General features: G+C 47.0%; 21 protein-coding genes. 18 read left to right on the top strand and 3 right to left on the bottom strand.

The annotated features are described in order from the left end of the window. The first annotated feature begins 1 nt into the window (after nt 1). From COW20_10635 to COW20_10605, 7 genes are read left to right on the top strand one after another with little or no spacing between them, the layout of a single operon-like run. The gene (locus tag COW20_10635) at nt 2–4,111 is read left to right on the top strand and encodes a hypothetical protein (protein ID PIW48117.1); all 4,110 of its coding nucleotides are present in this window, start codon (nt 2–4) and stop codon (nt 4,109–4,111) included. Between the two features lie 20 nt (nt 4,112–4,131). Next, nucleotides 4,132–4,536, top strand: a complete 405-nt coding sequence (locus COW20_10630) for a hypothetical protein (GenBank protein ID PIW48116.1) — start codon at nt 4,132–4,134, stop codon at nt 4,534–4,536. A gap of 13 nt (nt 4,537–4,549) precedes the next feature. Continuing rightward, entirely contained in the window at nt 4,550–4,975 is a 426-nt protein-coding gene (locus COW20_10625) for a hypothetical protein (protein PIW48115.1), read from the top strand. 34 nt (nt 4,976–5,009) lie between these two features. Then, on the top strand, nt 5,010–5,546 hold the full coding sequence (locus COW20_10620) for a hypothetical protein (GenBank protein PIW48114.1): 537 nt from the start codon (nt 5,010–5,012) through the stop codon (nt 5,544–5,546). A 29-nt stretch (nt 5,547–5,575) separates the two neighbouring features. Further along, nucleotides 5,576–7,471: a hypothetical protein gene (locus COW20_10615; GenBank protein PIW48113.1), complete on the top strand. Its 1,896-nt coding sequence runs from the start codon at nt 5,576–5,578 to the stop codon at nt 7,469–7,471. A 27-nt stretch (nt 7,472–7,498) separates the two neighbouring features. Beyond that, a complete protein-coding gene (locus tag COW20_10610; protein PIW48112.1) occupies nt 7,499–8,521 on the top strand; it encodes a hypothetical protein in 1,023 nt (340 codons plus the stop codon). Between the two features lie 59 nt (nt 8,522–8,580). Further along, on the top strand, nt 8,581–10,878 hold the full coding sequence (locus tag COW20_10605) for a hypothetical protein (protein ID PIW48111.1): 2,298 nt from the start codon (nt 8,581–8,583) through the stop codon (nt 10,876–10,878). On the opposite strand, the gene COW20_10600 is transcribed toward COW20_10605, so the two are convergent. Further along, nucleotides 10,875–12,251 carry an ammonium transporter gene (locus COW20_10600; protein PIW48110.1) on the bottom strand — a complete coding sequence of 459 codons (1,377 nt, stop codon included), beginning with the start codon at nt 12,249–12,251 and terminating at the stop codon, nt 10,875–10,877. The genes COW20_10605 and COW20_10600 overlap by 4 nt on opposite strands. Before the next feature lie 217 nt (nt 12,252–12,468). Between COW20_10600 and COW20_10595 the strand changes: the two genes are divergently transcribed. Next, nucleotides 12,469–13,665: a hypothetical protein gene (locus COW20_10595; protein ID PIW48109.1), complete on the top strand. Its 1,197-nt coding sequence runs from the start codon at nt 12,469–12,471 to the stop codon at nt 13,663–13,665. Here COW20_10595 and COW20_10590 read toward each other — a convergent pair. Then, a complete protein-coding gene (locus tag COW20_10590) occupies nt 13,662–15,539 on the bottom strand; it encodes an RNase adapter RapZ (GenBank protein PIW48108.1) in 1,878 nt (625 codons plus the stop codon). The genes COW20_10595 and COW20_10590 overlap by 4 nt on opposite strands. A 134-nt stretch (nt 15,540–15,673) precedes the next feature. Here COW20_10590 and COW20_10585 point away from each other — a divergent pair, with 134 nt between their 5' ends. From COW20_10585 to COW20_10575, 3 genes are read left to right on the top strand one after another with little or no spacing between them, the layout of a single operon-like run. Next, nucleotides 15,674–16,117, top strand: a complete 444-nt coding sequence (locus COW20_10585) for a hypothetical protein (protein ID PIW48107.1) — start codon at nt 15,674–15,676, stop codon at nt 16,115–16,117. 20 nt (nt 16,118–16,137) lie between these two features. After that, on the top strand, nt 16,138–16,593 hold the full coding sequence (locus COW20_10580) for a hypothetical protein (GenBank protein PIW48106.1): 456 nt from the start codon (nt 16,138–16,140) through the stop codon (nt 16,591–16,593). A 52-nt stretch (nt 16,594–16,645) separates the two neighbouring features. Further along, nucleotides 16,646–16,903 (top strand): TIGR02450 family Trp-rich protein, encoded by a 258-nt coding sequence (locus COW20_10575; GenBank protein PIW48105.1) that lies wholly within the window; start codon nt 16,646–16,648, stop codon nt 16,901–16,903. 5 nt (nt 16,904–16,908) lie between these two features. On the opposite strand, the gene COW20_10570 is transcribed toward COW20_10575, so the two are convergent. Beyond that, complete coding sequence (locus COW20_10570) at nt 16,909–18,471, bottom strand: hypothetical protein (GenBank protein PIW48104.1); 1,563 nt, start codon at nt 18,469–18,471, stop codon at nt 16,909–16,911. 224 nt (nt 18,472–18,695) lie between these two features. Between COW20_10570 and COW20_10565 the strand changes: the two genes are divergently transcribed. The 7 genes from COW20_10565 to COW20_10535 form a co-directional block, all read left to right on the top strand. Further along, nucleotides 18,696–19,718, top strand: a complete 1,023-nt coding sequence (locus COW20_10565; protein ID PIW48103.1) for a hypothetical protein — start codon at nt 18,696–18,698, stop codon at nt 19,716–19,718. Next, nucleotides 19,711–20,523 carry a TlyA family rRNA (cytidine-2'-O)-methyltransferase gene (locus COW20_10560; protein ID PIW48102.1) on the top strand — a complete coding sequence of 271 codons (813 nt, stop codon included), beginning with the start codon at nt 19,711–19,713 and terminating at the stop codon, nt 20,521–20,523. The genes COW20_10565 and COW20_10560 overlap by 8 nt, the downstream gene beginning before the upstream one ends. Before the next feature lie 625 nt (nt 20,524–21,148). Further along, nucleotides 21,149–22,012 carry a ribulose-phosphate 3-epimerase gene (locus COW20_10555; GenBank protein PIW48129.1) on the top strand — a complete coding sequence of 288 codons (864 nt, stop codon included), beginning with the start codon at nt 21,149–21,151 and terminating at the stop codon, nt 22,010–22,012. Nucleotides 22,013–22,162: 150 nt separating this feature from the next. Beyond that, entirely contained in the window at nt 22,163–22,789 is a 627-nt protein-coding gene (locus COW20_10550; protein ID PIW48101.1) for a hypothetical protein, read from the top strand. Nucleotides 22,790–23,017: 228 nt separating this feature from the next. Next, on the top strand, nt 23,018–24,370 hold the full coding sequence (locus COW20_10545) for a hypothetical protein (GenBank protein ID PIW48100.1): 1,353 nt from the start codon (nt 23,018–23,020) through the stop codon (nt 24,368–24,370). A 7-nt stretch (nt 24,371–24,377) separates the two neighbouring features. After that, nucleotides 24,378–24,905, top strand: a complete 528-nt coding sequence (locus COW20_10540; protein ID PIW48099.1) for a hypothetical protein — start codon at nt 24,378–24,380, stop codon at nt 24,903–24,905. A 97-nt stretch (nt 24,906–25,002) separates the two neighbouring features. Continuing rightward, nucleotides 25,003–25,853, top strand: an 851-nt coding sequence (locus tag COW20_10535) for a hypothetical protein (GenBank protein ID PIW48098.1), incomplete at its 3' end; no start/stop codon positions are given.

Genomic DNA, 25,853 nt, shown 5'->3' with positions numbered 1-25,853 from the left:
CATGCAGACCTCTGAAGAACAGGACGCACTGCGTCAGGAATTGCAGGCTGATGGGTACAGCTATATTGGTTTTGCCCGTCAGTTGCTGGAGGAGGTCAGAGGCTTGCCCTCTGACGCCTCCAAAGAGGTTGCCACGAAAGTGGCAGCCCTCTTTGAAGACACGCATCAATTAAAAGACAAAGCCAATGCGGCAGGTCTTTTGGATATCTCCAATCTGGCGTTTCAGTTGGAAGGAGAAATTAAGCGTGTTCAGGAAAGCAGTGAGTTTTTGTCTTCAGAGGTTCAGGACATGCTCCTGTCTTATGTGGACAGCATTGAAACCTTTCTCAACTATTATTTTCGCAATACGGCCAATGCCGCAACGATTGACCAATTGATGAAGGCTGAAGAGGGATTTCAATTGACTCCTCAGATTCAAGAACTCTATTTGGTTGAAACCCGTGAACATTTGAATGATATCAGCACCATTCTGCTCAATATTGATACCCGAAAAGTAGATGCGACCAAAGGGCTTGAAGAAGTTTTCCGCTTGGTGCATTCGATTAAAGGCGATTCCAATGCCCTGGGGTTTGAAGAGGTTGCTGATAAATCCCATGCTTTGGAAGGTTTTCTCAGCAACCGTCAGAATGCAGGAAAACTTGAAAGTACGCAAATTGAACTGCTCTTTGCCAAAATTGAGGAATTATCCCGTTTGGTGGATCGGGTAGAGGCAGGAAAGGGTCGACGTAAAAAAAATCAGAAGCCCGAAGAGGGGGATGCAATGGCCAATCCTTCTGATTTGCCCCAAGCTACGTCTGAATTTGCAGAGACTGATCAGGACGAGGCTGATGAGGACACTGGAGATGCGCAAGAGGGCTTGATTTCTCTGAATAATGTTGAAGCCTACGCTTTTTCCGCTGAAGTACGCAATTTATATCTGACAGAGGCCAAGGCTTCCTTTTCACGTCTTGCTGATTTATTGAGCAGTCTTGAAACCGGGGCCAATTCAGAAAAAGCAAGCCTGCTACAACAATCTTTGATTACGGTTCAAACCTTGGCCGCTAAATCTGTTGCCCTGGGTGTTTCCCCGATTGTGCTTGCTCTGAGCGCTGCAGAAAAGAGTCTCAATAAGGCGCTAAAAAACCCCGAAAAGACGTCAAGCCGTTTTTTACAGCGTTTGCGTAGCCAGTACGATCAACTTACACATTTGCTTGAAACCTTTGCCACAGAAAGTCTGGTTTCAATTGAAACCCCATCTGTTGAAGTGAATATGCAGGAGCCCGACATGGATAAGAGTGCGGCGTCTGAAGTGTCAGCGCAAGAAGAATCAAGTTCAGAGACAGAGACTTCCCTTCCTGAAACTGCCCCCTTGGCTTTTCCCCCGCATGAAGAACAGGAACCACCTGCTGATCTTGAAATTCCTGAAGAAGTACGGGATATCTATCTTGAAGAATCTCAAGAGATTATGGATACGATCAGCCAGACCTTGCTTGAGCTTGAGCAGGAAAAAGCAGAGGTGGGTGAAGCACTTCAGGATATTTACCGTGCAGTTCACACTTTAAAAGGCAATTCCAATGCTTTGGGGGTGAGCTGGGTAGGGGATGCTGCTGCAGAAATGGAGCCTCTTTTACGCGAGTTGCGTGACCATCCCGATATCTTTAATCCGTCTAAAATGGAGCATATTTTCTGGCATCTTGAAAAAGTTCGCATGCGTGTTCGCAAACTCACGCATCCTGTCAAAACAGATGAAGATCTTTCTGTTTTGGGCTGGGAAGCTTATCAACCTGAAGAGGGGGCTGAAATTCCTGAAGAGGTTCGCGATATCTATTTGATGGAATCGCAAGAGCTGATTGAAACCGTCAGCCAGACGATGTTGGATCTTGAGCAGGAAAAATTGGATCTGATTGAGGCCATCGAAGAAATTTACCGCGCGGTTCACACTTTAAAAGGCAATTCCAATGCCTTGGGGGTGACCTGGATTGGCCAAGCTGCTCATGATATGGAAACATTTATGAGCGAATTGCGCGAGAATCCCGATATCTTTGATGCCACCAAAATGGAGCGTCTTTTCCGTTATCTTGAAACCGTGCGTGTTTTGGTGGATCAGGTCACGAAACAGGCCAAGGCAAGTGCTGAAGAAGAGCTTAAACGCACGACTCTGGACACTCCTGCCGCTATTCGTCGTACCCTGGATACCTCACCCACCCGGATTACCTTGAACAAAACGCCTCAACAGGTGGTGGCAGCTGTGCAGCGCGAGAAATCGCTGTTTGATGAATTTGAACAGAAAATTTCTTCGGGTTCGGGTTCGCGCAAGGTGGATTTAAAAACCACCCAGGAAACCAAAAAAGAGAAAGTGGCCCAGTCAGCAACACCGGCCAGTCAGGACGACACGATTCGCGTCGCGGTCAATAAGGTTGATAAGATTATCAATTTGTCTGATGAGCTTTTGATCAATAAGATTGCCTACGAACAGCGCTTGGCTGATATTCGCATGATGTTGAGTGTGGTTGAAAGTTCACGCCAAGAAATGAAGCGTCGGGAAGAGCATTTCCGCCCGGAAGATGCACATGAGGTATTTTCACGTTTACAGGATGTCTTCAGCGATCTTGAGGACCAGATCAACGGGGTGGTCAAAACTTTCAAAAACAACAATGGCAGCTTTGCACTTTTGGTTGAAGAAATTCAGTACAACTCCCGTACCACGCGTATGTTACCGGCCAGCAATCTGGTCAATCCCCTGCGTTTGGTGGTTCGCAATACCAGTTCTAAACTGGGCAAAAAGGTTCGCCTGCAGGTAATTGGAGAAGAGATTGAGTTGGATCGTCTTCTGATTGAAAAGCTCAAGGATCCGCTCGCCCATATTTTGCGCAACGCTTTGGATCATGGAATTGAATCGGCGACTGAACGTACCCAGGCAGGCAAAGATGCCGAAGCGGTTATTTCGGTTGCGATCTCGCTTTCAGGCAATAATATTGTCTTTCAAATTCATGATGATGGCCGTGGCATTGATTTTTATAAGGTGCGCGACAAGGCGATCCGCTTGGGTCTGGTGACGCTTGAACAATCTGCTACGCTCAGTGATCATGATTTGAGCCAGTTGATGTTTACGCCCGGTTTCTCTACGGCCGATCAGGTTACGGATATTTCTGGCCGTGGGGTCGGTTTGGATGTTGTCAAGAATACGATTGAGGGTTTGAACGGGTCTGTTGTTGTCGTGTCTGAGCCGCAACGCGGAACGATTTTTACCCTCTCACTGCCAGTTACGTTGACGACCTTTGATGCCTTCCTGGTTGAGATTGCAGAACAAACCTTTGCGCTGCCGCGCTCAGCCGTTTTATCGACCTTGACCGTGAAGCCGGGTGATCTTGCCGATAATGGCGTCAGCAAAGCGATTTATTTTGACGGTTCGCCGATCAAACTGGTGAGTCTGAAAAATATGCTGCGTTTGCCGGGTCGTGAGCGGGACGACGAGGAGTTTTCTGCCTTGATTGTGGAATCGAACCGTCTGCGTTTTGCCTTGGTGGTGGATCAGGTTCTGGAATCTCAGCAAATGGTCATGAAAAATTTGGGTTCTCAACTGCTCAAAGTTCCCTATATTTCAGGGGCAACTCTGATGGGCAGCGGGGAGCCTGTCGTGATTCTGAATATTGCGGAGATTATCAACCAATTGTCTTCGGTGCGTGTAGAACGCATGAGCCTGATGGTTGATGCCGCAGAAGAAGAGGGTCGCAGCAGTAAAAAAGGCCGCAAAACCCGCGTTTTGGTGGTAGATGATTCGGTCACAACCCGTACACTTGAGAAAAATATTCTTGAAGCCGCTGGTTTTGAGGTGTTTATTGGTAAAAATGGGCTTGAAGGCAAGCAGCAGGTTCTCAATTTGATGCCTGAGCTGGATTTGGTGATTACCGATGTGGAAATGCCAAAAATGAATGGTTATCAATTTGCTTCCTGGCTGAAAAAGGAATCAGAGTACCGGAACACCCCCTTGATTATGGTGACCTCTTTGGCCTCAGATGAATTCAAGGCCAAAGGATTTGAATCAGGGATTGATGCCTATATTGTCAAAGGTGAATTCAATCAGAAAGTTCTGTTGGATACGATTTCTCGTCTCCTGCAGGATGCGGCTTAAAAAAGAAAGGAAAACCCAAAATGACCAATGTATTGATTGCAGAAGATTCTTCGATTATTCAAAAACTCTTGGCTGGGGTGCTTGAAAAAGACACTTCCATCAAGGTCGTGGGCATGGCCTCTGATGGTCAGGATGCAGTAAAGAAAACGCTGGAGCTCAAACCCGATATTGTGCTTATGGATTACCGCATGCCCAAACAGAATGCACCAGAAGCGATTAAGCAGATCATGAGTTCTCAACCTACTCCAATTCTTGTGATTACTTCTGCAGAGCCTCCTGAAGAAAAGAAAAACGAAGTTATGAAATTAGGGGCGGTTGGTTTTATGGAAAAACCAAAAAATATGGACTATAACACCCTTGCTGTTAAGATTTTAACCAATGTAAAAACCTTGAGTCGTTTGAAGCCCGCGAAGCGGACCTACTAAGGAGGATTGCGCCGTGCTTTTTGTATTGTGTCAGACCCAAGAGAGTACGTTTGCCGTAGATGCGGATCATATTGTGGAGATTATCCGCATGGTTCAAATTACGCGTTTGCCTTCAGAAGCAGGGCGTTTGGACGGTTTGATCAACTACCGTGGAGATATGATTCCTGTGATGGACAGTAACCGTTATCTGCAACAGGAAGCAGCGCCTTATGGTGCTGATAGCGCCATGGTTGTTGTGCGCTATGCCAATCAAACCTTTGCACTGGTTTTGAATGAAATTGTCAGTGTATTGGATCTTCCTGTGGAGGCTCTGATTGCCTATGAAGCCATCGAGCAGGAATATTTCAACTCTGCTTTACAGCATGAAACTCGGATTCACCCAGTTCTCAATTTGAAGCGGATTGTACAGGATATTCGTACTTCTTTGCAGAGTGTTTAAAAATTAGAAGCGTCTTAAAAATCAGGAGCCTTTCATGTCCGAAATCAGTTTAAATATCAGACCCCAGGAACTCAGTATTCTGAATCGCAGAACCGAGGAGTTGGCCCGGCGTTCTCATCAGGATGAAGCGCAATCACAGGGTGAAAAAGTTGATTTTTTAATGTTTACCATCAATGGCGTGCGTTATGCCTTGGAAAAACATTATGTTCAGGAATTACATCTTGAAGTTCGCCCCATTTTTGTGCCCTGTGTGCCTGATTTTATCAAGGGAATCGTCAATGTGCGCGGAGATATTCTCTCGGTGATGGATTTGGCTGCATTTGTGGGCAATCCTGAACTGAAAGAACAAGAGCAATATCCGATGTTTCGTGTCACGCAGGGAAAACTGGATTTTGGCGTTTTGGTGGAGTCGATTGAAGATATTTACCCGCTCAGCCGGGAAGATGTTCATCCTTTTGAAGTTTCTGACAATGCCCGTATTAACCGCTTTCTGATTGGTATGACTCACGATATGGTGCATGTTCTGGATGGCGATGGCCTGCTCAGTGACGAAACCTTGATTGTGAAGTAAGCAACAAACTTATCCTGGATTATTGAGCAATGTCCTTAGAAAATAAACCCAGGATTCTGATTGTCGATGATTCTCGACTGATGCGCATGATACTGACGCAACATCTTCATGCACATGGCTATTTGGTCATTTCAGTTGAAACCGTGCTTGAGGCGGTAGATTTGATTCGCCATCAGAATTTTAATCTGGTGCTGGCCGAAGTGAATCTTTCCGGTGTCAGTGGTCTTGATTTTTTGCTTTGGCTTAAAAAAAACAAACCACTTTTGCATGTGATCATGATGGCGCCCTCCATGCAAGAAGAGGTTAAAGCTTTTGTGCTCGAGCATGAGGCGCTCTATTTTATTAAATCGAATAACTACGATACCCTCATGCAAATCATCACTTTGAAAATCAACAAACGGGGGTTTGATATTCAAATTAAAGATATTATCCTCTTTGACCTGGCGCAGCTGTGTATCCTTTCTGGCCGCCCCCGTTCGATCAGCCTGGCTGATCCGCTCAGCGATCAGGATGGCATGATCTATTTTAATTCGGGCAAGGTGGTTCACGCTGAGATCGGTGAACAGGAGGGAGAAGACGCTCTTCTGCGGATTATGCGCATGCCCAAAGGAACCTTTAGCGAGATTTTACCTTGGTCTGAGCCTGAGGAAGAAACCATTTATATGCCCTTTGATATGTTGATTATGGGCATTGCGACGGTGATTGACGAACAGGATCGCGATAAGGGCACCCATGATTCTCTGGCTTTGGGGAAAAAAGAGAATGCTGAATCGCTTCCTTTGATGCTGATTGTGGATGACGATAATTTGATCCGGCGCATGATGGTGGACTATTTCAGCATGCAGGGCTTTTCGGTCAAGGGCTTGGCCTCTGCCCGCGAGGGGGTGCAATGGCTCAGTGAGAATCCCTGTGATTTGGTGCTGGCGGATGTGTATATGGCAGATATGACCGGTCTTGAATTTTTGGAATGGATTCATGATCGGGGACTGAATGCCAAAGTTATTCTGATGACCAGTCTGGTATCGGATCATATTGTAAAATTCGCAGCCCAGTATGGTGCTGTAAAAGTATTTCGCAAACCTGTGATTTTGGGAGAGCTTGAGGCTTTTATCCGTTATTTGTTTTCCCAGCGCTATTTTGCAGGCAAAATTCGCAATATCAACCTGCTGGATTTTTTGCAGGTGATTTCGTTTGGCAAGGCCTGTAAGGCATATAAGGTGCATGACCTGGCCTTAAATATCAAAGGTTTTTTGTATATGAAAGAAGGCAGTGTGATTCACGCTGAATATGGAGAGATGGAGGGGGAAGAGGCGTTTTTTGAAATTGTAAAAATTCAGCGCGGTTTTCTCAGCGAACTCTTTTTTGCACCCCCCGCCCAACAGAGCATTGACATGCCTTTGACCCGTTTGATCATGCGTACCATGGGGCGTTTAGACGGCTCGATGTCGCAATTGGATGACAGCAGACAGTTTGGCCGTGAGACCTTTCATTTGCGTGTAAGCTCCGCCAAAATTGAGGAGTATATTGCCAGTCAACAAAAATTTAATGAGCTCACGATTGGCGAACGACTGGGGGAGTTCGCAGGTATTATTGTGGGCGAAACTTCACGCGAAGAAGCTTTGCAATTGCTTCAATATTATAAAAAAGAACCCAGTTTAACTGATTCTGATGAATATTCTCTGGTCTACGATGATTTTGGTTTTACGCTGCAACTGGATGCCAATGGCTGTGTTGAAGAAATGGTCTTCGATACCCATTTTCGGGGCAAGACCAGTCGCGGCATCAAGATTGGCGATGATATTCACAAAGCCGTATTGATTTATGGCAAACCCCGTTTTTCAGACCAGAGTTTTTCGGTCTGGAATAAGATCTCGTTTTTTTGCGACTCAGGCAAAATCACATCCATCAGCCTGGGAGCGATCTGAAATCATGGAAAAAGAAAGGAAAGCCCCATGCTGAAAAGACTAATGGCAGGTGTCTATAAACAGGAGTTGGCGAGTTTAGCCAAAGAGCATGAGACGCAAATAAATGATTTGCGTGCCCAGCTTGAGCAGACTCAAACAAGTTTAGAGCACATGCAAACACAGCAACAATCGCTGCAAGCGACCCTTGATTCCAAGCAGGCTGAGCTGGATACGGCCCACGAAAAGCCCCAGAAGATTCAGGCTGATTTGGAGGCTCAACTGCAAGCGTTAGAGCAAGCAAAGCTCAGTGTTGTTTTGGAATTGGACCAGGTCAAGTCTGAATTAGCGCAATTGCGTTCAGCAGGCTCAGAAATTCAAGGCGCCCAGAATGCAGGACTGGAACAGGAGCTTGCTGAACTCAAGACGCAGTTGGAGCAGGCAAAGGAAGAAACTACGGCCTTGCAACAGCAAAAAGGTTTCTTACAGGGGCAATTGCGTCAGTTTGAGCTTGAAAAGCAAGAGCTTGAACCTGGTTTTAAGGCGCAACTGGCCGAGCTGGAGCGCAATAAAAATGCTGAAATTGAACAGTTGAAACAGCAGTTGGAGCTCTTGCAGCGTGAAAAAAATATGGGCTCAGCCAGTCTTTCTGCTGCCGATTCGGCAACGCCTGTCGCTCCGGCAACGCCTGCCGCAAGTTCTGGCCGACAGAAAAAGTTGGTTTTAATCGTAGACGATGCACTGACCACCCGGGTTTTGCAAAAGAAAATGTTGGAGTCTGCAGGCTTTGAGGTGGTTTTGGGCAAAGATGGCCTGGAAGGACAAAGCATGTTTCAGGAACACCTTCCTGATTTGGTGATCACAGACGTTGAAATGCCAAAAATGGATGGTTTTGAGCTGACCAGTTGGATTCGCAAGGATTCTCAACATCAACGGGTGCCGGTTTTAATGGTCACCTCTTACGGTGATCCTGAGTTCCAGAAAAAAGGAAAACAGGCTGGGGCCGATGATTTTATTCAAAAAAATAATTTTAATCAGCAAACCTTTTTAGAGATTGTCAGTCGCTATCTCTAAATTTGTGAGATGAACCGTGTGGATATCAAGAGAAGAGTTTTAAAGAGAAGAGTTTTGGTATGAGTGATGAAAACACCTCCCTGATAGGGGCCCTGGTTTTGGGCAAGTATCGGGTGATACGTGAAATTGGTCGGGGAGGCATGGGGCTGGTCTATCTGGCTGAGGATATTCGTTTGGGGCGCGAAGTGGCGCTGAAAGAATTGGTACTCAGCCGAACTATTCAGGGGCGGGATCGTGAAGATGTCATCAGCCGCTTTCAGCGAGAGGCCCGTACCACCTCAACCTTGAACCATCCCAATATTGTGACGATTTTTGATGTGGGAGAAGATAATAAACGTCATTTTATTGCGATGGAATATCTTCCAGGCAATACCCTAAAAGACTATTTGGACCAAGGCCATAATTTTTTACTTGAAGAGCTTCTCGATATCTTGATTCAGGTCGCGAGCGCACTGGATCATGCCCACAGCAAAGGGGTGATTCACCGCGATATCAAACCCGACAATGTCAAAATTCTGCAAGACGATATTGTCAAAATTATGGATTTTGGGATTGCGGGGCTGGAGAGCAAAAGCAGTAATTTAACCCAGGATGGCACCATTTTGGGAACGATAGCCTATATCTCTCCAGAACAGCTTTATAATTCCAAAAATGTTTCGACCCGTGCAGATCTATTCTCTTTGGGCGTGATGATGTATGAGCTGTTTACACGCAAATTGCCCTTTGATGGGGATACGGTCGGCGCGACGATTATCAAGGTGATGAATGATTTGCCGGTTTCTCCCAGTAAATACAATCCCAAGTTGCCCGATAAAATTGAGCAGGTGATTTTGCGCTGTCTTGAAAAAGACCCCATGAAACGTTTTGCCAAGGCCCGTGAAGTTATGCAGGAGCTTTTGGCTTACAAGATCAGTTTGAGTCACCGTGAATTGCAAGAACCGATTATGGACGGTGAAATTGCCTCTGCCAGTCGTCTGCAGAAATCGGATACGGCGATGGCGCCGTTTCGTATGACTGCGATTACCACGGGGCGGATCAAGCTGGGCAAATATAAATTATTGCATCTTGAGGATGATCCGATCCGCAAACGTATTTTCTCAGACCTGATCAAACAGGAAGGTTTACCCTTTGATTGGATGCAGGTAGATACGGTTGCTGAAGCCCTGCAACTTTTGGGAAAACATGATTTTGATTTCTTGATCTGCGATTATCTGCTGAAAGATGGCTATTCTGATCAGGTCTTGGATAAGGCCAGGCATATGCCGATTATTGTCGTTACCTCGACTTCTCATCCCCAGACGATTATCAACCTGATGAAAAAAGGCATTGTGGACTATATTCTCAAATCCAATGCAGTGGATGAGGTCAAAAAAATCATTCAAATTATTCAGGAAAAAACCGGCGATCAACATTTGGCGCAGGTTGATCTTGAGGGTTTTGAAGAAAAATCTGAGGCCTTGGTGCAAAGGACAACGCTTGAAACAAAAAAACAGGATCAGATTCCGAAGTGTTTGGAGTTTAAACAGATTTTAGGTCGCAGTGGTTCCGCTCCGGGAGAATTTGCCTCGCCGCGTTGGGTTTATGCCTGTCTGCGCACCCATCATCTCTTGGTGGCAGATACTCAGAATGGTCGCGTGCAGGTTTTAGACGCTCAAGGGCATAGCAAACTTCAGATTCTGATTGAAGAAATGAAAGCCCCTTGTGCCGTCGCTACCAGCCCTGAAGGGAAAATCTATGTTTTAGATGCCGCCGACGCCTTGGTTCGGGTTTTCGATGGGGAAGGCAAACTGCTTGAATCCTTTGGGGGAAAAGGGGATACACCGGGAAAACTGGTCTCGGCTTTTGGTTTGGCTTATTTCAACAGCAAAATTTATGTTACCGATCCAGAAGCGCATAAGGTGCATGTTTTCGATCAGCAAGGCATGATTCAGGAGGTCATTTTGAATCCTTCTGAATCAGGTGAATTTAAAAATCCCTCTGGAATTTTTGCCAGTGATACCCATTTGTATATTCTCGATCACGGTTTGTCCCAGGTACATGTTTTGAACGCTGCGCATCAGCAGGTGTTGATTTTTGGCAAACGGGGAACAGGCAAGGGGGATTTTGTCATTCCCAAGGGCATTGCGGTTGATCGTGAAGGCCATATCTTTGTGACTGATGTGCTGGGACATCGGGTGCAGATTTTTGATCGTGAGGGAAAATGGCTCTGCGCCTATGGTAAAAAAGGTGTGAACAACGGAGAATTTAACAATCCGGAATCGGTTGCGATTTCACCTGAAGGGCAGGTCTTTATTTTGGATCGGGGCAATCATCGATTGCAGGTTCTTGAGTTTAAACGAGCAGAAACATGCGCTTAGCTATGCTCTGCTTCGAGCAGCGAATCCAGTTCTGCCTCGGTCAAGGGGGTTTCTTCCGGCAAAAGCCGGGCCAAGGACACTCCCTGCATTTCCTCCAGCGGAGAAACCCGCAAACCAATATATTTTTTCAGAACAAAAAACATCAGACCGGCTGTCAGGCAGGTCCAGAGCAAACAGACCCCCAGCCCCAGAACCTGCACGCCCAATTGAGCCAGTCGAGAGCCAGCAGGGAGCAGTTCTGCTTTGCCAAAGAGAGGAACACAGAGGATGCCCAGACTGCCACAAACAGCATGGACGGGAACAGCCCCAACCGGATCATCCAATTTAAGTTTGTGGCTCAAAAAGACAAAGGCCAGATTGTGAAGAATACCCGCGAGAATGCCTGTGGCAATCGCGCCCAGGGGCGAAACGATATTGGCCAAGGCTGTGACCGCCACCAGACCTCCCAGGGTGCCCCCAATCAATTTCTCCATCAGATCACGTTGCTTTTGAAAAAATGCGCCGTGCAGATAGGCGCTGAGAGCGCCAGCTGCACCAGCCATATTGGTGTTCAAGATAATGCTGGCAACCTCGCTCGATTTAAATTGAAACAGACTGCCGCCATTGAAACCCCACCATCCCAGCCAGAGCACCAGTACGCCAGCCCCGGCCAAAGCAATATTCGAAGGCTCGAATTTGCGCAGGTGTCCTTTTCTGTCGAACCGTCCCAGACGGGGCCCTACCAACCAAATCCCCATCAGAGAAACCGTTCCCCCAATGATGTGAACAACGCTCGCTCCTGCGAAATCCACATAGCCGATTTGCTTCAGCCAGGCGTGATTGTGGTTCAAAAAGACGTCTCCCCAGACCCAATGACCATAAATGGGAAAAATCAAGGCACTTACGACGGCGGTCGCAATCAGGTAGGGAATAAAGGCTGTGCGTTCGGCCATGGCCCCCGAAACGATGGTGGTAGCCGTGCCTGCATAGGCCAATTGAAAAAGAAAAAAGACGATCCCCAAGGGCAGGGTATTGGGCAGATTGAGATCCGTGAAGGCAAACAGGTTGCTGCCCAGCAGGCCGTGAATGCTTTCTCCGTACATCAGGCCAAAGCCCAGCAGATAAAAGCAAAGGCTGGCAATACACCAATCGGCTACGTTTTTGAGGGCAACTGAAATGACATGTTTATTGCGGGTTAACCCCGTTTCCAAACAAAGAAAACCGGCTTGCATGGTAAAGACCAATGCGGCTGAAATCATGACCCAAAGGCGATCCGCATCGTTTAACTGGAGGTTTTCAGGATGGGCTTCAGCATTCATGCCCGGCACGAAAATGCCGAATAAAATTGACAAAACAACCAGAATTGGTAAAATCCAGCGAAGATATAATGGCATAAATGTATGTGAAAGACCCGATTTTTTTGACAATGCGATACACCCTTTAATAGATAATTATAGCTTAAGAGCAAGGTGTCTTATGCATGGGCCTTTGAACTTTGAACGTATTTTTAGGTGTCAGATAGGATGAATTGTTGCTTAAATAGGCAGGTATTCATCTCTCTCTGTAGATTATTTGGCTGAGAATCGGGTTTAGAAGTTTGTGAATTTTGGTATGCTTAAAAAAAGGAAACATAAAGTGCAGCTTGAAATGGGTGATACTTACAATACGCCAATTGTTCTCTTTCGCAAGGAGCCTGAAACCAGTCGTTTGGGCAAGAAACTAATCCGTGAAGCGATCGATTTTTTAATTGCTCAGGGTTTAGAACGCTTGACCTTTAAGAAATTGGCGGAACAGATGGGTTCTACCGAAGCCTCGATTTATCGCTATTTTACCAATAAACATCAAATGTTTTGCTATCTTGTTTTTTATGCCTTAAAACACCTGCTTTACTATCTTCAACAGCAGAAAGCCGAAGTTGCAGAAACACAGCAGTATCAAATTCTTTTACGTTTATTGAATCCTGAGCTGGATTTGTATGAACACCAGTATGCCTTAAAAATTCTGGGGTTATTTTTTAGCTGGCAGAAAAGTGAGACTGAAGTTCAAGCTCGCCAAGAAATTGACGCTGCCATTGAACCGCTTCAGCCCCTCTGTGATTTGGGCGTTTGTTTTCTTTTGAATTCTGGCGTGCCCCCTCGTCGGGTGGGTATATTGAAATGCCTGTTGATGTTTCAGATTATGAGCGGGGCTCAAGATTTCTATCAGTTTATGGGGCTGTCTTCTTCAGAGTATTTGCTCTTTTGGGAGGATATTCTGATCCGTGAAATTATGGCGCAGGGGCAGGAAGCCCGTTTCTCCTTTATGCGTGGCCCAGACGTGGTGCTGGGGCTTGACAGTCCTTCTGAATTTTTAGAAGAACCAGAGGCGGCTGTGGCTTTCGATACGCCAGAAGAATGGGAGAGTGAGGAGGATGCTGAACCAGAGAGCGCTGAAGAGGAACCTTCACTTGAACAGATCCCTCCTGCTGAAATCTCTACATCGGATACGCTGACAGAGGTGTCTCAAACCTCTGAAACATCTCAGGCTGAAAGCGAATCCCCCTCTTCTGCGCAAGATCTAGACGCCTTACCTGCGAATGCCTATTTTGTCCACAAGCCTGAAGAGGAAACCTTTCAGATCGCCTCTGTAATGGTTAGAAAAGCAGGCGGGTACAGTATGTTGGATCTCAAAGAATTTTTTACCTATGAGCATGAAACCCGCTTGAAACTGGTGCGCGAAGGCAAGGTCTATTTTATTTCTGATGAGGGCTTGCCCATGGAAATGGTGCAGGTTTTGGATGCCTTACAGGCTCAGGGCTTGAGACTCTAAAGCTGAGGAAAATACCATTCCTGAAGAATTTGACGAATGGCCCCTGCCAGTTTCTCTGAATCATGGCGGATATAATCCCCCGTACTGAGAAAATCACCGCTTACGATTTTGAGGGGATAGTTTTCAAGACGTTCAGCATCGAAACTGACCACATGCGAATTCTCTTCTGCGTAGCGTTGGATCAAGGCCTCGTCAGGTTGGCGGGTATTGACCAGCACGCAGTCGAGCCAATCGCGTTGACCGGCATGGCGGTAGAGCGTTTCGATATAATCACAGACACTGTAGTCAGTGGTTTCTCCGGGTTGGCTCATCACATTGCAGATAAAAATCCGGGGGCCGCTGTGTTTGCAGAGGGTCTCTACCACTTCAGGAAAAAGCAGGTGGGGAAGGGTGCTCGTATAGAGACTGCCGGGCCCCAGAATCAGAGCATCCGCTTTGCGGATCGCCTCCAAGGCTTCTGGAAGCGGGCGTGTCTCATCGCCTTTGAGCTCCAGTTTTTCAACCTGTCCGCCATAGCAGGTAATCGAAGATTCTCCAACAATGATCTGCCCATCCTGCATCTGGGCCTGGAGCGTGATATTGTCCAATGAGATCGGCAATACCCGGCCCCCGATGGCCAAAACCTTGCTCGACTCTTGAATGGCGCTTTGAAAGTCGCCTACGACTTCGGCCATGGCGGTTAAAAAGAGGTTGCCGAAACTGTGACCTTCCAGCTCGCTGTTGCCCTGTTCAAAACGGTAATTAAACAATGCCGTTAGCAGGCCTTCTTCATCGGCCAAAGCCGTCAGGCAGTTGCGGATATCTCCTGGCGCAATAATTCCCAATTCCCGCCGCAGGCGGCCACTGCTGCCGCCGTCATCTGAAACGGTGACAATGGCGGTGATATCGTGAAAAATGTGTTTAAAGCCTCTTAAGATCGTGGAGAGGCCGGTCCCTCCGCCCAAAGCGACCAGGCTCAACTCTTCTGCACGTTGTTTGCGTCCTGCCTGGTAGCGTGCTTCGTCCTTGCTGATATCGCGGTGTTTTTCGAGCACGTAATAATTTTTTGTGCGCAGAACACGTGCCAGTTCATGGGTAATGGCCACAGAGCGATGGCGCCCGCCTGTGCAGCCAATGGCCACCGTTAAATTGCTTTTGCCTTCCTGGCGGTAATGGGGAATCAAATAGGCCATAAAGTCAAAGAAACGCTGGATAAACTCCTGGGTGACCTGTTTTCCGAGTACATAATCGCGCACGGGTCGTTCCAGGCCCGTAAATGAGCGTAAATCGGTATTATAGTAGGGATTGGGTAAGAATCTCACATCAAAGGTCAGATCGGCATCCATGGGAATACCGTAGCGGTAGCCAAAAGAAGTTACATTCACGACCAGGCCTTGCTGAGATTCGGCTTGTCCCATCAGGCGTTCAGAAATGACCTGTTTGAGTTCAGCTGCTTTCATCAGGCTGGTATTGATAATGATTTCAGCTTGCTCGCGAATATCGCGCAGGCGTTCTCTTTCTCTTTGAATACTCTCAAGCAGACTCATGTCTTCATGTTGTAAGGGATGGCGCCGGCGGGTTTCACTGAAACGACGCACCAAAACCTCGTCACTGGCTTCCAGGAACAGGATTTGGTATTGAAAGCCCCGTTCTTTCAGGGTATGTAGGCAGCCTGAAAGCTCATCGAAAAATGCCCCTCCGCGTAAATCCATGACCACGGCAATGCGGTTGAACTGGGTAGAAATCAGATCGGCAAAAGAGCCCAAAAGTGCAGGCACCAGATTATCTGCACAGAAATAACCTAAATCCTCAAGATGTCGCAAAACCATGCTTTTTCCCGCGCCAGAAGCGCCAGTAATGACCGTGAATTGAAAGGTATGGGGTGCAAAAGGCATGGTGAAATTGAACCAACAGAGGAAAGTTTTTTATGGTATGATGCACTTGCTATTTAAAGCAAAAACGCACATTCACAGCTTATCGCAGGATAGCAGCTGAACCTGAGGAAATCAACAGGAAAGGTGGACGAAAGATGAGTATTTTACTGGATGCACTGAGACACCGGATTGAGTCCTATTTTAAACGCTTAGGCGCTGATTATAGTGAAAATGAAGGCGAATATCTCTTAACCCGTGGCAGTGCCGCTGTGGTTCTTTATCTTTCAGAATTTGACGACCACGTTTTCCTGGATTTTCATGGTGCAATTGCCCACAATATTCAGCTCAGTCCTGAGAGCGAAGTTGCCTTGTATAAAACCCTCTTGAATTGGAATGTTGCCGATGTATTCGGCAAATTTGCTCTGGTAGACAATCAGGTCATTTTGAAATACCGCATGCCCGCCGATGAAATTTCCTTTGATACTTTTTGCTTCGTCGTTGACTCGGTGCTTGAGTATGCGGATTCTCTCGATGAAATGGTGGCGACGCTTTCAAATGGTCAGCGTCATATTGATGCCAAAGCGGTCGCCGAAGTCTGAGCTCTATCCCTCGATTTTTGATGCGGGCCCAGATTTTCAGCTTGAGTGCTGTGTTGGGCCTGGTTTTTTGGAGCGCTTCTGCTTTCTCTACAGATTTTCCGGTGCAATTGCCTAGCCGTGAAGACTACAAGCCAATTTTGAGAAGAGAAGCTTTCAATCAGACACTAAAAATGGCGCAGATTCACAAAGAAGCCTGGACACGTCACCCTTTTCTGATTGCTTTGCGTTTTGTCGGTGAAATACCAGAAGCCCCCCAGCGCAGCGTGGAATATTTCAGTATGCCGGAAAAACCAGCTTTGGTTCGTGTGGTGATTACCGATCAGGGTTTTTTAGATGACTCAATTCAGTCCAGCCGGTACCGTATTTATCTTGAATATATGTCTCCAGGGTTTTGGTACGTGACACGGGCTGAGGAAGCTTGGCGCTGTCAGCCCAACCGGGGGCATCAAAATTATTCTACCCAGGCCTGTCATTAAACCCTGAACCTCAGACTTGAATTTCAGTTCTTTTATATGCTAAGACTGGAATATGCCAAAACCTTCTTTTTCAAGGATTCTTCGGCAACGTCCTGTCTTGCCGGATAACCGTATCAGCCGAAATAAACTGCCGGGTTCAAAATGGACGGCCTGTGAGCCTTTGAACCAGGAAAAACATTTTGTGGTACATGATTGGGTGGCTCCTGGTTCAGATGAACTTGAAATGGAGGCAATTCATTCACATCGCTTTTTTACGATTCATTGGAAAGCACTCAAAAATTCCCAGAATTGGCAAATGGGCTGGCATTGAACGCCTTAGATTTCGCTCTCTAAACCCTGCAAGCGGTGGGTAAAGCTTTCATTGAGATGGTTCATTCGTTCCATATCACCGTTTTCAATCGCCTGCAGGATATTTTTATGCAATTGCTGGACTTCTTCCAATTGACGGGTTTGGGCGGGTGTTAATTTCTTCTGAGCCGCTCTCTGTTTTAAGCCCTCTATCCTTTGGCGCAGGTCTTGATGAAACTGCAGCCAGAGATGGGGTAGGGACTGAATCTCGCGTTCCAGTTTACGCAATTCTTTCAGCCATTCCTGAATCTGTTTTTCAACCCGCATCGGATCTTTGCTGTTCAGGCTTTCATATTCCTGTAATTGTTCGTGGTGGCGCTGAAAAACGGGAGAAAGCTTGGTGAGTTTCAACTGAGGGTGAAGTTTGCGCAATTCGTGAAGTTCTTGGCTGAATTTATGTTTTTGCGTTTGCAGGCTTTCCAGTTGATTCTGATTGTTGCGGTTAAGATCTGTCAGATTTTTCAGAATGGTTTGCGCTTGTTGAAAGAGCTTTTGACCTTTTTCTAAGCCCTTTTCAAGCGAGAGAAAAAAATCGATGGCATCGGCCTGCTCCTGCTGATGGGCCAAAGCTTTGACCTCTTCTTCATAATTATCAAAAATATCATCGTATTGATTTTGCAGGGCAGACACTTCCTGAAGAAAGAGTTTGAGTTTTTCGCGGGTATCCCCCTGGTATTTGTGAAAGTTTGGCAAAAGGCCATCAAATTTGGCATACAGCATTTCAATCTCATTAAAGGCAGCCTGACCCTCCAATGAGAATTTGTCGATTAAGGCCTCCTGGGCCTGGCGTTTTTGCCAGAGACGAAAGCCGAGAAAAAAGAGGCCGGTGAATAACAGAATTCCTAAAAAAATATAAACGGGGAGCAATTGTCGGGGAGAGAAGTTTTCCTGGCGTTTGAGCGGCTTGCTTTCGTTGATATTGCTCTCCAGCAGGTTTTCAGAACGTGAGGCCGCGCTTTGGGGGGGCTCTTGCTGCGCTTGCTTGTTTTGTTTTTGTAGAGACTGTGAAATTTCTTCAATCACTTCAGGCAACCGATCCAAATGTTCATTTTCAGACGGCTCTGCGCTTGCGGTTGTTTGGGGTTGGGAAGCAGAACTTTGTTCGTTTTTTTTTAACCCCATTGGCATTTCAGAGGGAGGAACCTGACGCAATTCGTTTCTCAGTTCAGAGCCCAGATGCAGGCCAATTTTGCGGCGGTCCAAAGCCACCACCATGAGCATGCTTTTGGGGGGCATTTTCCAGGCTTTGAAAAGTTTTTCAGCGTAAAAGGCCAATTGCAGGTTTTGGGTTTTGGCCAAATAAAGGGCCCTGACCTCAAAGGGATAGCGCTCCAGACGGGCGCTCATGGCAGATAGGTATTCAGGACTTAATGTCCCTGATAGATCGGTGAGCGGAGAATGGGGGTTGGGGGAGGGCAGGCCTGATTGGGCCTGGGCTGGAAAAAAAAGACTGAGCAGCACCAGTATGAAAACACTCAAACAGCCTCTCTTGAAGGCAAAAGAGGCGATTGTTTTGCTGGTGTTGCGCATGCTCTAATTATAGCTGATTTCCATTCCTTGAAAATTTGATCTCAAAAAATTTTCTGGGTAGCTTTGACTTCGTTTTTGTCTATGTGATAAGATCAATGGTTGCAGCATTCTTTTTGTTCTGGAACCATTGAAAGCGTAATTCTGCTGTTCTTTTTAACGTTTTCGTAAACTTTTGGTATCCAAATTTTATATTTATAATTTGAGGAGTACGTTAACATTCAGGAATGAGAAGCAAATCAAATAGCTTAACGGTGGATGACGAACTCATGGAAGACGACCTGACCGAAGAAACGACTGTAGCCGGTTCCGAAGATGATGATGATGTTTTTAATGATGATTTGAAGGCGGAAGAAGGCGATAAGGTTGAGTCCCTGGATATCGATCTGTCCACTAAAGACCTGAATCGTGAAGATGACATCAGCTCCATCCAGGTATACCTGAACTCGATAGGGAAAACCCCTCTGCTGACAGCCAAAGAAGAAATTGATCTTGCCAAGCGGATTGAAAAAAATGATATTCAGGCCAAAAATCACCTGATCATTGCCAATTTGCGCCTGGTGGTCAGTATTGCCAAACGCTACTGCGATTTGGGACTGCCTTTATTGGATCTGATCCAGGAAGGCAATACCGGTTTGATCCGCGCCGTAGAAAAATACGACTATAAAAAAGGTTATCGTTTCAGTACCTATGCTACCTGGTGGATTCGCCAGGCGATTACCCGCGCGATTGCGGATAAAGGACGTAATATTCGTCTGCCTGTTCACGCCACCGAAGCGATTCAACGTTTGAAAAAAATCCGGCGCCAGCTGACTTTTGATCTGGGACATTATCCCTCTGATGAAGAGCTTGCGACGGCAGCAGGTTTGCCTTTGAGCAAAATCCGCCAATTGAAAAGGGTGGTGAAACGGACTGTTTCACTGGCGACCCCGATTGGGCCCGATGATGATCGCAGTCTGGTGGATCTGATTGAAGATGAATACAGTGTTCATCCTACCAAGACCGTGATTGACAAAATGCTTTCAGAGGATATTCAAGAATTATTGGATACCCTCTCTCCCCGCGAGCGTGAAATTCTGACCATGCGTTACGGAATTAACGATGATCGGCCCTGTTCTCTGGCTGAAATCGGCGCCAAAATGGGCGTAACCCGTGAGCGTATCCGCCAGATCGAAGCCAAAGCTTTGCGCAAATTGCACTATTATGGGCAGCGCAAGCGCTTAGACGAGTATCTTCACGACGATGCCTGATCCCCGTCGGCAGCGGTTGGATCTGCTGTTGGTAGAAGCGGGCCTTTTCCCCACACGGGAAAAGGCCCGCGCTGCCATCATGGCGGGTTTGGTGCGCAAAGGAACACAAATTCTTGATAAGGCAGGTCTGGCCTTATCTGGGCTGGATCAAATCACGGTGATTCAAAATGATTGCCCCTATGTCAGCCGTGGCGGACTGAAACTTGCGGGCGCCCTTGAGACCTTTCAACTCTCAGTGCAAGGGCGGATCTGTTTGGATATTGGGGCCTCAACCGGAGGCTTTACCGACTGTTTGCTGCAAAAAGGTGCTCAGCGTGTCTATGCGGTGGATGTGGGCTATGGACAATTGGATTGGAAAATTCGCAACGATCCCCGTGTCATTTGTCGTGAAAAGGTCAATGCCCGCTATCTCAAACCCGAAGATTTATACGCCGAAGATGCCGAAAAGGCCTCTTTGGCCGTGATGGATGTTTCGTTTATTTCACTGCTCAAGATTTTGCCTGCTTTGCGGGAGCTGCTCGCCCCAGAGGGGCTTTTACTCAGTTTGATCAAGCCCCAGTTTGAAGCGGCTCCTTCGCAAAACCGCAAGGGCATTGTGCATTCACCCGATGTGCATTTTGAAGTGCTTGAAAATATTCAGAAGGGCAGTGCCGCAGAAGGTTTTTATCTGCACGATCTGAGCGTTTCTCCTGTTTTGGGGAAGGGTGGCAACCGTGAGTTTTTGGGTGTATTTTATAGGTACGAACCTGTAAACGCACTCAAACCTGAACTCTTTTGGAAAGCCATACATGAAGAACTTACCTGAACACGAATCGATTCAACTTCCTCTTTTACAAACAAAATTAGGCATCCCAGCTCTTCAATTGGATCCCCAGTTGGTACGACAGGCTTTGACCCATAAATCGGTTCAGACCGATCGCGGCCAAGAAGAGGCTGTTCACAATGAGCGCCTTGAATATCTGGGCGATGCCATGATCAAGGCCAGTATTACAGAGTGGCTTTTTCGCAGTTTTCCGCTTGCTTCTGAAGGGCAAATGAGTCAGGTGCGCAGCTATGTGGTTTCAGACAGTGCGCTCTGTAAAGCCGCAACCCGCATAGGTTTGGATACGCATATTGTTCTGGGGGCAACCGAAAGAATGGCTGGGGGAATCCGTGAATCGATTTTGGCGAATGTTTTTGAAGCCCTCTGTGGCGCAGTCTTTCTGTGTACGGATTTAAAAACAACCGCTGGCATGATTCTCAATCTGGTCAGGCCTGAATTGGCCATGGCGGTTCAGGGAGAAGCCGACGAGGTTTTAAACTATAAGGCAATGTTTCAGGAATATGCCCAGGCAGAATACAAGCTCTTACCAGAGTATAGGGTTTTGGCTGAAGAAGGCCCCGACCATGACCGCGTTTTTACCATGCAAGTAACACTGAATGAGCAGATCATGGGCCAAGGCCAGGGGCGCTCCAAGAAAAAAGCTGAACAGGAATGTGCGCGTGCTGCACTTCAGGCATTGGGCCGCCTGGAAAGCCACAGCGCCGCTTTGCCCGGATTTACGCCAGAAATTGAAGCTTTTTTGCAACCGCTGGCTGCCGAGCCCACTCAACAGCCGCTTCCTTTGCCTGCTTCGCAACGCCGTGCTTTGCTGGCTCCCTCTATTCTTTCTGCTGATTTTTCAGATTTGGCCAAGGCTTTGCGTGATATTGAGGCCGGAGGCGCCGATTGGGTGCATCTGGATGTGATGGACGGACATTTTGTGCCCAATTTAACCTTGGGCCCTCCTGTGATTCAGAGCTTGCGACCGCTGACAAAAATGTGTTTTGACGCGCATTTGATGATTTCTGAACCTGAGAAATATATTGAATCCTATGCCAAAGCTGGCTGTGATCGGATTACGGTTCATGCTGAAGCGTGTGTTCATCTGGATCGGGTGATTTCTCAAATTGAAGAAGCAGGGGCTCTACCAGGGGTGGCCTTGAACCCAGCCACGCCTGTTTCTGTCTTGGAGCATGTTTTGGAGCGCCTGAAATTGGTTTTGGTCATGTCGGTCAATCCTGGATTTGGGGGACAAAGCTTTATTCCCCAGGCTTTGGTTAAATTGCGCAGTCTGCGCCAGATGGCTGAGGCGCGTGGTTTAAACGATTTGCGTTTGCAGGTGGATGGGGGCATTCACTTTAAAACCTTGCCTTTGGTTCTGGAGGCTGGTGCCGATGTCATGGTGATCGGCTCTGCGATTTATAACCAGAAAAATGTGCCTGAAATTACCCGTCAGTATCTTCAAGCCATGGCGTTGGCTCCCCAGGCTTAAACGCTCTCAGGATCCCGTTTTTTAGATCAGAAAGGCAATTCTGTGGCTTTACTCTTTTTTCATGTGAGCTTAACCTAAGGCTAAGAAAGTTTCCTGCTTTGCGCTGCGATAAGTAAAACATCGAAGCGTTATTTATGGAGGAAAGGTCCCATGCAAATCACGAACCCGACCGCTCTCAAGATTCAACAGTTCTTAGCTCCCGTTGAAAAGGCCGCCAATCAGGTGAATACTGCCATGTATGGCTCACCCACCATGGGCACAGATAGCTATGCCGCTACAACCGCCCCTGCCGCCCCCACCCAAAAAGTTCCCCTTTATCAGTTCTTTGACGACAATATGCGTCCTCCCAATCCCCTGGATTATAAGATCGCCAATCGTTTGAGCTGGGTCGGCATTACCGATTCCGAAAAATTCCTGAATGCTGCAGACACGCCTTTCAAACGTAAAATGATTTCTTACCTCGCCGGTGGTTTGTTCCTGAACAAACAAGATCGTCAGTATGTTGATTATCAAGTAGCTGCTTGGGCTGGCCAAGCCGATCTGATGCGTGTTCCCGGTGTGGATTTAACTACTGCCCGTCTGATGCAGACCAGTGGTGCCGGTGATGTACCTACCCTTTCTCGCTATACCGGTGGTTTTGGTTTGGACAAGGGTGCCTTCTATGCCGCCATGGCAGCCAATGCCGTTCAGTATGGTTATTGGATGCCCAACTTCACCAGCGTTTCTGCTGCGATTGATCGTTCAAAAACCGTTCCTCCCCAGGTTCGCTGGTACTAAAAATTAGTTTTTTCCCTCTTCCGTATAACGCATCCCCGCTTCGGCGGGGTTTTTTCTTGCGCAAATCAGGGTTTTCTAGACTGTGTTTTGAGCTGAATGAGAGGAGCGGTTTTTACCTTTTCAGATTTCAAATGGTTTTACATGATTTGAAGAGGAAAGGCCAAGCGCTCTAAGTACCTTGAGCCTTATGTTAGAATAGGGTACAAATTCTGCCGGGAGAATAATCGCATGTTGGGAAAATATGACGGAGTCAAACGCCTGGCCAAAGATCAGGTCAGCCGGGGCTATAGTTTTCATTCAGAAGCCTATGATGTTTTAGGCAAAGAAATTGAACTCAAACTGGATCCTATCATCCGCAAAGCGGAAGAATATGCCCAACGTGAAGGTCGTACCGAGGTTTTGGCTGGCGATGTGGTTAAAAGCGTTAATTTTAACAATGGTAAAAAGTCTCCTCGCATTTTGATTGCACATGTTACCGCTGGTGCGGGGCATCAGCGCGCTGCCGAAGCGATTGCCAAAGCCTTTCAAAATCTATATCCCGGCGCCAATGTGAAATTGGTGGATACCCTCGACTATATCAATAGCGTCTACAAAAAACTCTACAGCACTTCCTATTTGGCGCTTGTCAAGCATTCCCCACGGCTTTGGGGCTATATTTATGAACGCTATGATAAGGATGAAAAAGAGAAAATTGATGATAAACTTCGCCAGAGCATGGAGAGTCTTCAAGCCAGTGATTTTCGTGAGCTTTTAGATGATTTCTCTCCAGATGTTGTGATTTGTACTCATTTCTTGCCGATGGAGCTAATCTCTCGCTGGAAGAAAAAACGCAAGTCTTCTTTGCCGCTCTACGCTGTTGTAACTGACTTTGCCTTGCATGCCATGTGGATTGTTGAAGAGGTCAATGCCTATTTTGTCGCCAGTCAGGAAGTGGGGCGCGAATTGGAAACCCGTGGCGCAGGTGTGAGCAGTATTTATCAAACGGGGATTCCGGTTGACCCCATTTTTGCGACCTTGCCTTTGCAGTCTGAAATGCGTGAAAAACTGAACCTGAATAAGGATTTGCCCACCGTTCTCTTGATGGGGGGAGGCTATGGTGTGGGAGATTTGAACAGCTTGGTACGCTCTTTTCGTTCGGTCAGTACAGAAATGCAGCTTTTGGTGGTGGCGGGACGCAATGAGCAATTGCGGGATGAACTCAGCCAGATTGCCACCACACTGCCGATTTCATGCCGGGTCTATGGCTTTGTCACCAATGTGCATGAATTGATGCGGGCTTCTGATCTCGTGATTACCAAACCCGGTGGGCTTTCAAGTTCGGAAGCCCTGGCTGCGCAGTGTCCGCTGATGATTATCAATCCTATTCCAGGGCAAGAGCAGCGCAATAGCGATTATTTGCTGGAAAATGGTGCGGCCTGTATTTTGCATAATATTTCAGATGGGGCCTATTATGTTGAAAACCTCTTGAAAGATCAGGAGCGTTTGGCCTATATGACACAACAGGCCCGTAAGAACGGACGCAAAGATTCATCCATGGAAATTGCGCGTAAAGTTGTTGAATTGGCGCAATTGGAAGTCTGAATGTTTTATGATTGATAATCTTGACCAAATCAGGGAAGTGGCGCAAAAAGATACGTTTATTAATGAAATTACGGTTTTTGTAGATAACCTGATTGCACAGGACAAAACAAAAGCTCTGTATCTTCTCAAACAGCTTTTTTTTGCGCCTGAAATTCACCCTCGGGTGCGCTATATGTTGGCTCAGCGTTTGGGTAAAATGGGGCCTATACAGCTTTTTCAGCAATTGCTCAGTTATTTTATCCTGCGAAAATTTCCTGATACCCTGTCTCTGATTTCGGCGTTGCGGAGTTTTAACCAGCCCGAAGCCGTTCCTGCTTTGGTCGACTATTACCCGCATGCTTCTTACCGTGAACAGTTGGAAATCATTGAAACCCTGGCACAAGTTTCTGCACCAGAGACTGTCGAGTTTTTAAGCCAGATTTTTAATGACCAGATTGAATACGCAAACGCTCTTGAGCCGGAGCAAAGAGAAGAAATCAGACAAAATGCCAGTTCTGCGCTTAGTCGAAAAATTATGCGTTTTGATTCTCTGTGAGCAGGCAGCAAAAAGCCGCAGAGGCTGGTCGCATCTCTTATCCATGCTATAATAATCTGTTAAATCAAAGCTTAAGCAAGGACGCGTATTTCCACTGATGCTGGAGCAATTGAGACTATTTCTGGAACCGTTGCTAGAAAAATATGGCCTGTGGTTTGCCCTGGGCCTGTTTTTACTTGTCTTGGGACCAAGTTTGTTTATTTTCTTCTTGCGTTTACAACAGCGTCAGGGTTTAAACAGTCAATTACAAGACCTTTTGGATGCTTCGGGCCTGCTGATGAATCGTCTTCTGGCAACAGATGCTGGTTTGCGTAAATACCAAGAGCGGGTGGAAGCCTATACAGGTAAGACCTTGCAACAGGTTCAGCCGGTTGCTTCACAGATCAGTGAAGAATTGGCCAAAATTCACCGTTCACGGGTTCAGATCAAAGAATGGGAAGCGGCTCTGCCTGAGTTGGCGGCTGCTGAAGCCGAGCAGCAGTGGCAAAGTTTGGAAGCGCAGGCCACAGTACTTTTGGGAAGCTCAGAAAAAATAGATGCTTTCTTAAAACGTCTTTCAGAAGTTGAAGCTGCCTTGCAAAGTCAATTAACAGAAATTGGTAGACTTTTGCAGCCTTTTGTAAGCTCGCCGACTCAGGGCTCTCCTGTTTTGAACTTGCAGGAACGCCTGTCTAAGCTTGAGGCTTCACTGCCCGTTACCGATCCCCTGACCGATCTCGAAATAATCCGGCAGCTTTTGCAGGATGTAAACGCCTGGATCGCCACACAGCCAGTTCCTGAGGCTGAGCTTGTTGCTGAGACTGAGCTTGTTGCTGAGGCTGAGCTTGTTGCTGAGACTGAGCTTGTTGCTGAGGCTGAGCTTGTTGCTGAGACTGAGCTTGTTGCTGAGGCTGAGCTTGCCCCTGAGGCTGAGCTTGCCCCTGAGGCTGAGCTTGTTGCTGAGGCTGA

The sequence above is a fragment of the bacterium (Candidatus Blackallbacteria) CG13_big_fil_rev_8_21_14_2_50_49_14 genome, from assembly GCA_002783405.1.
Classification (GTDB): Bacteria; Cyanobacteriota; Sericytochromatia; order UBA7694; family UBA7694.
Note: the sequence above shows the minus strand (reverse complement) of the source record. Positions and strands in the feature narration are given on the sequence as shown.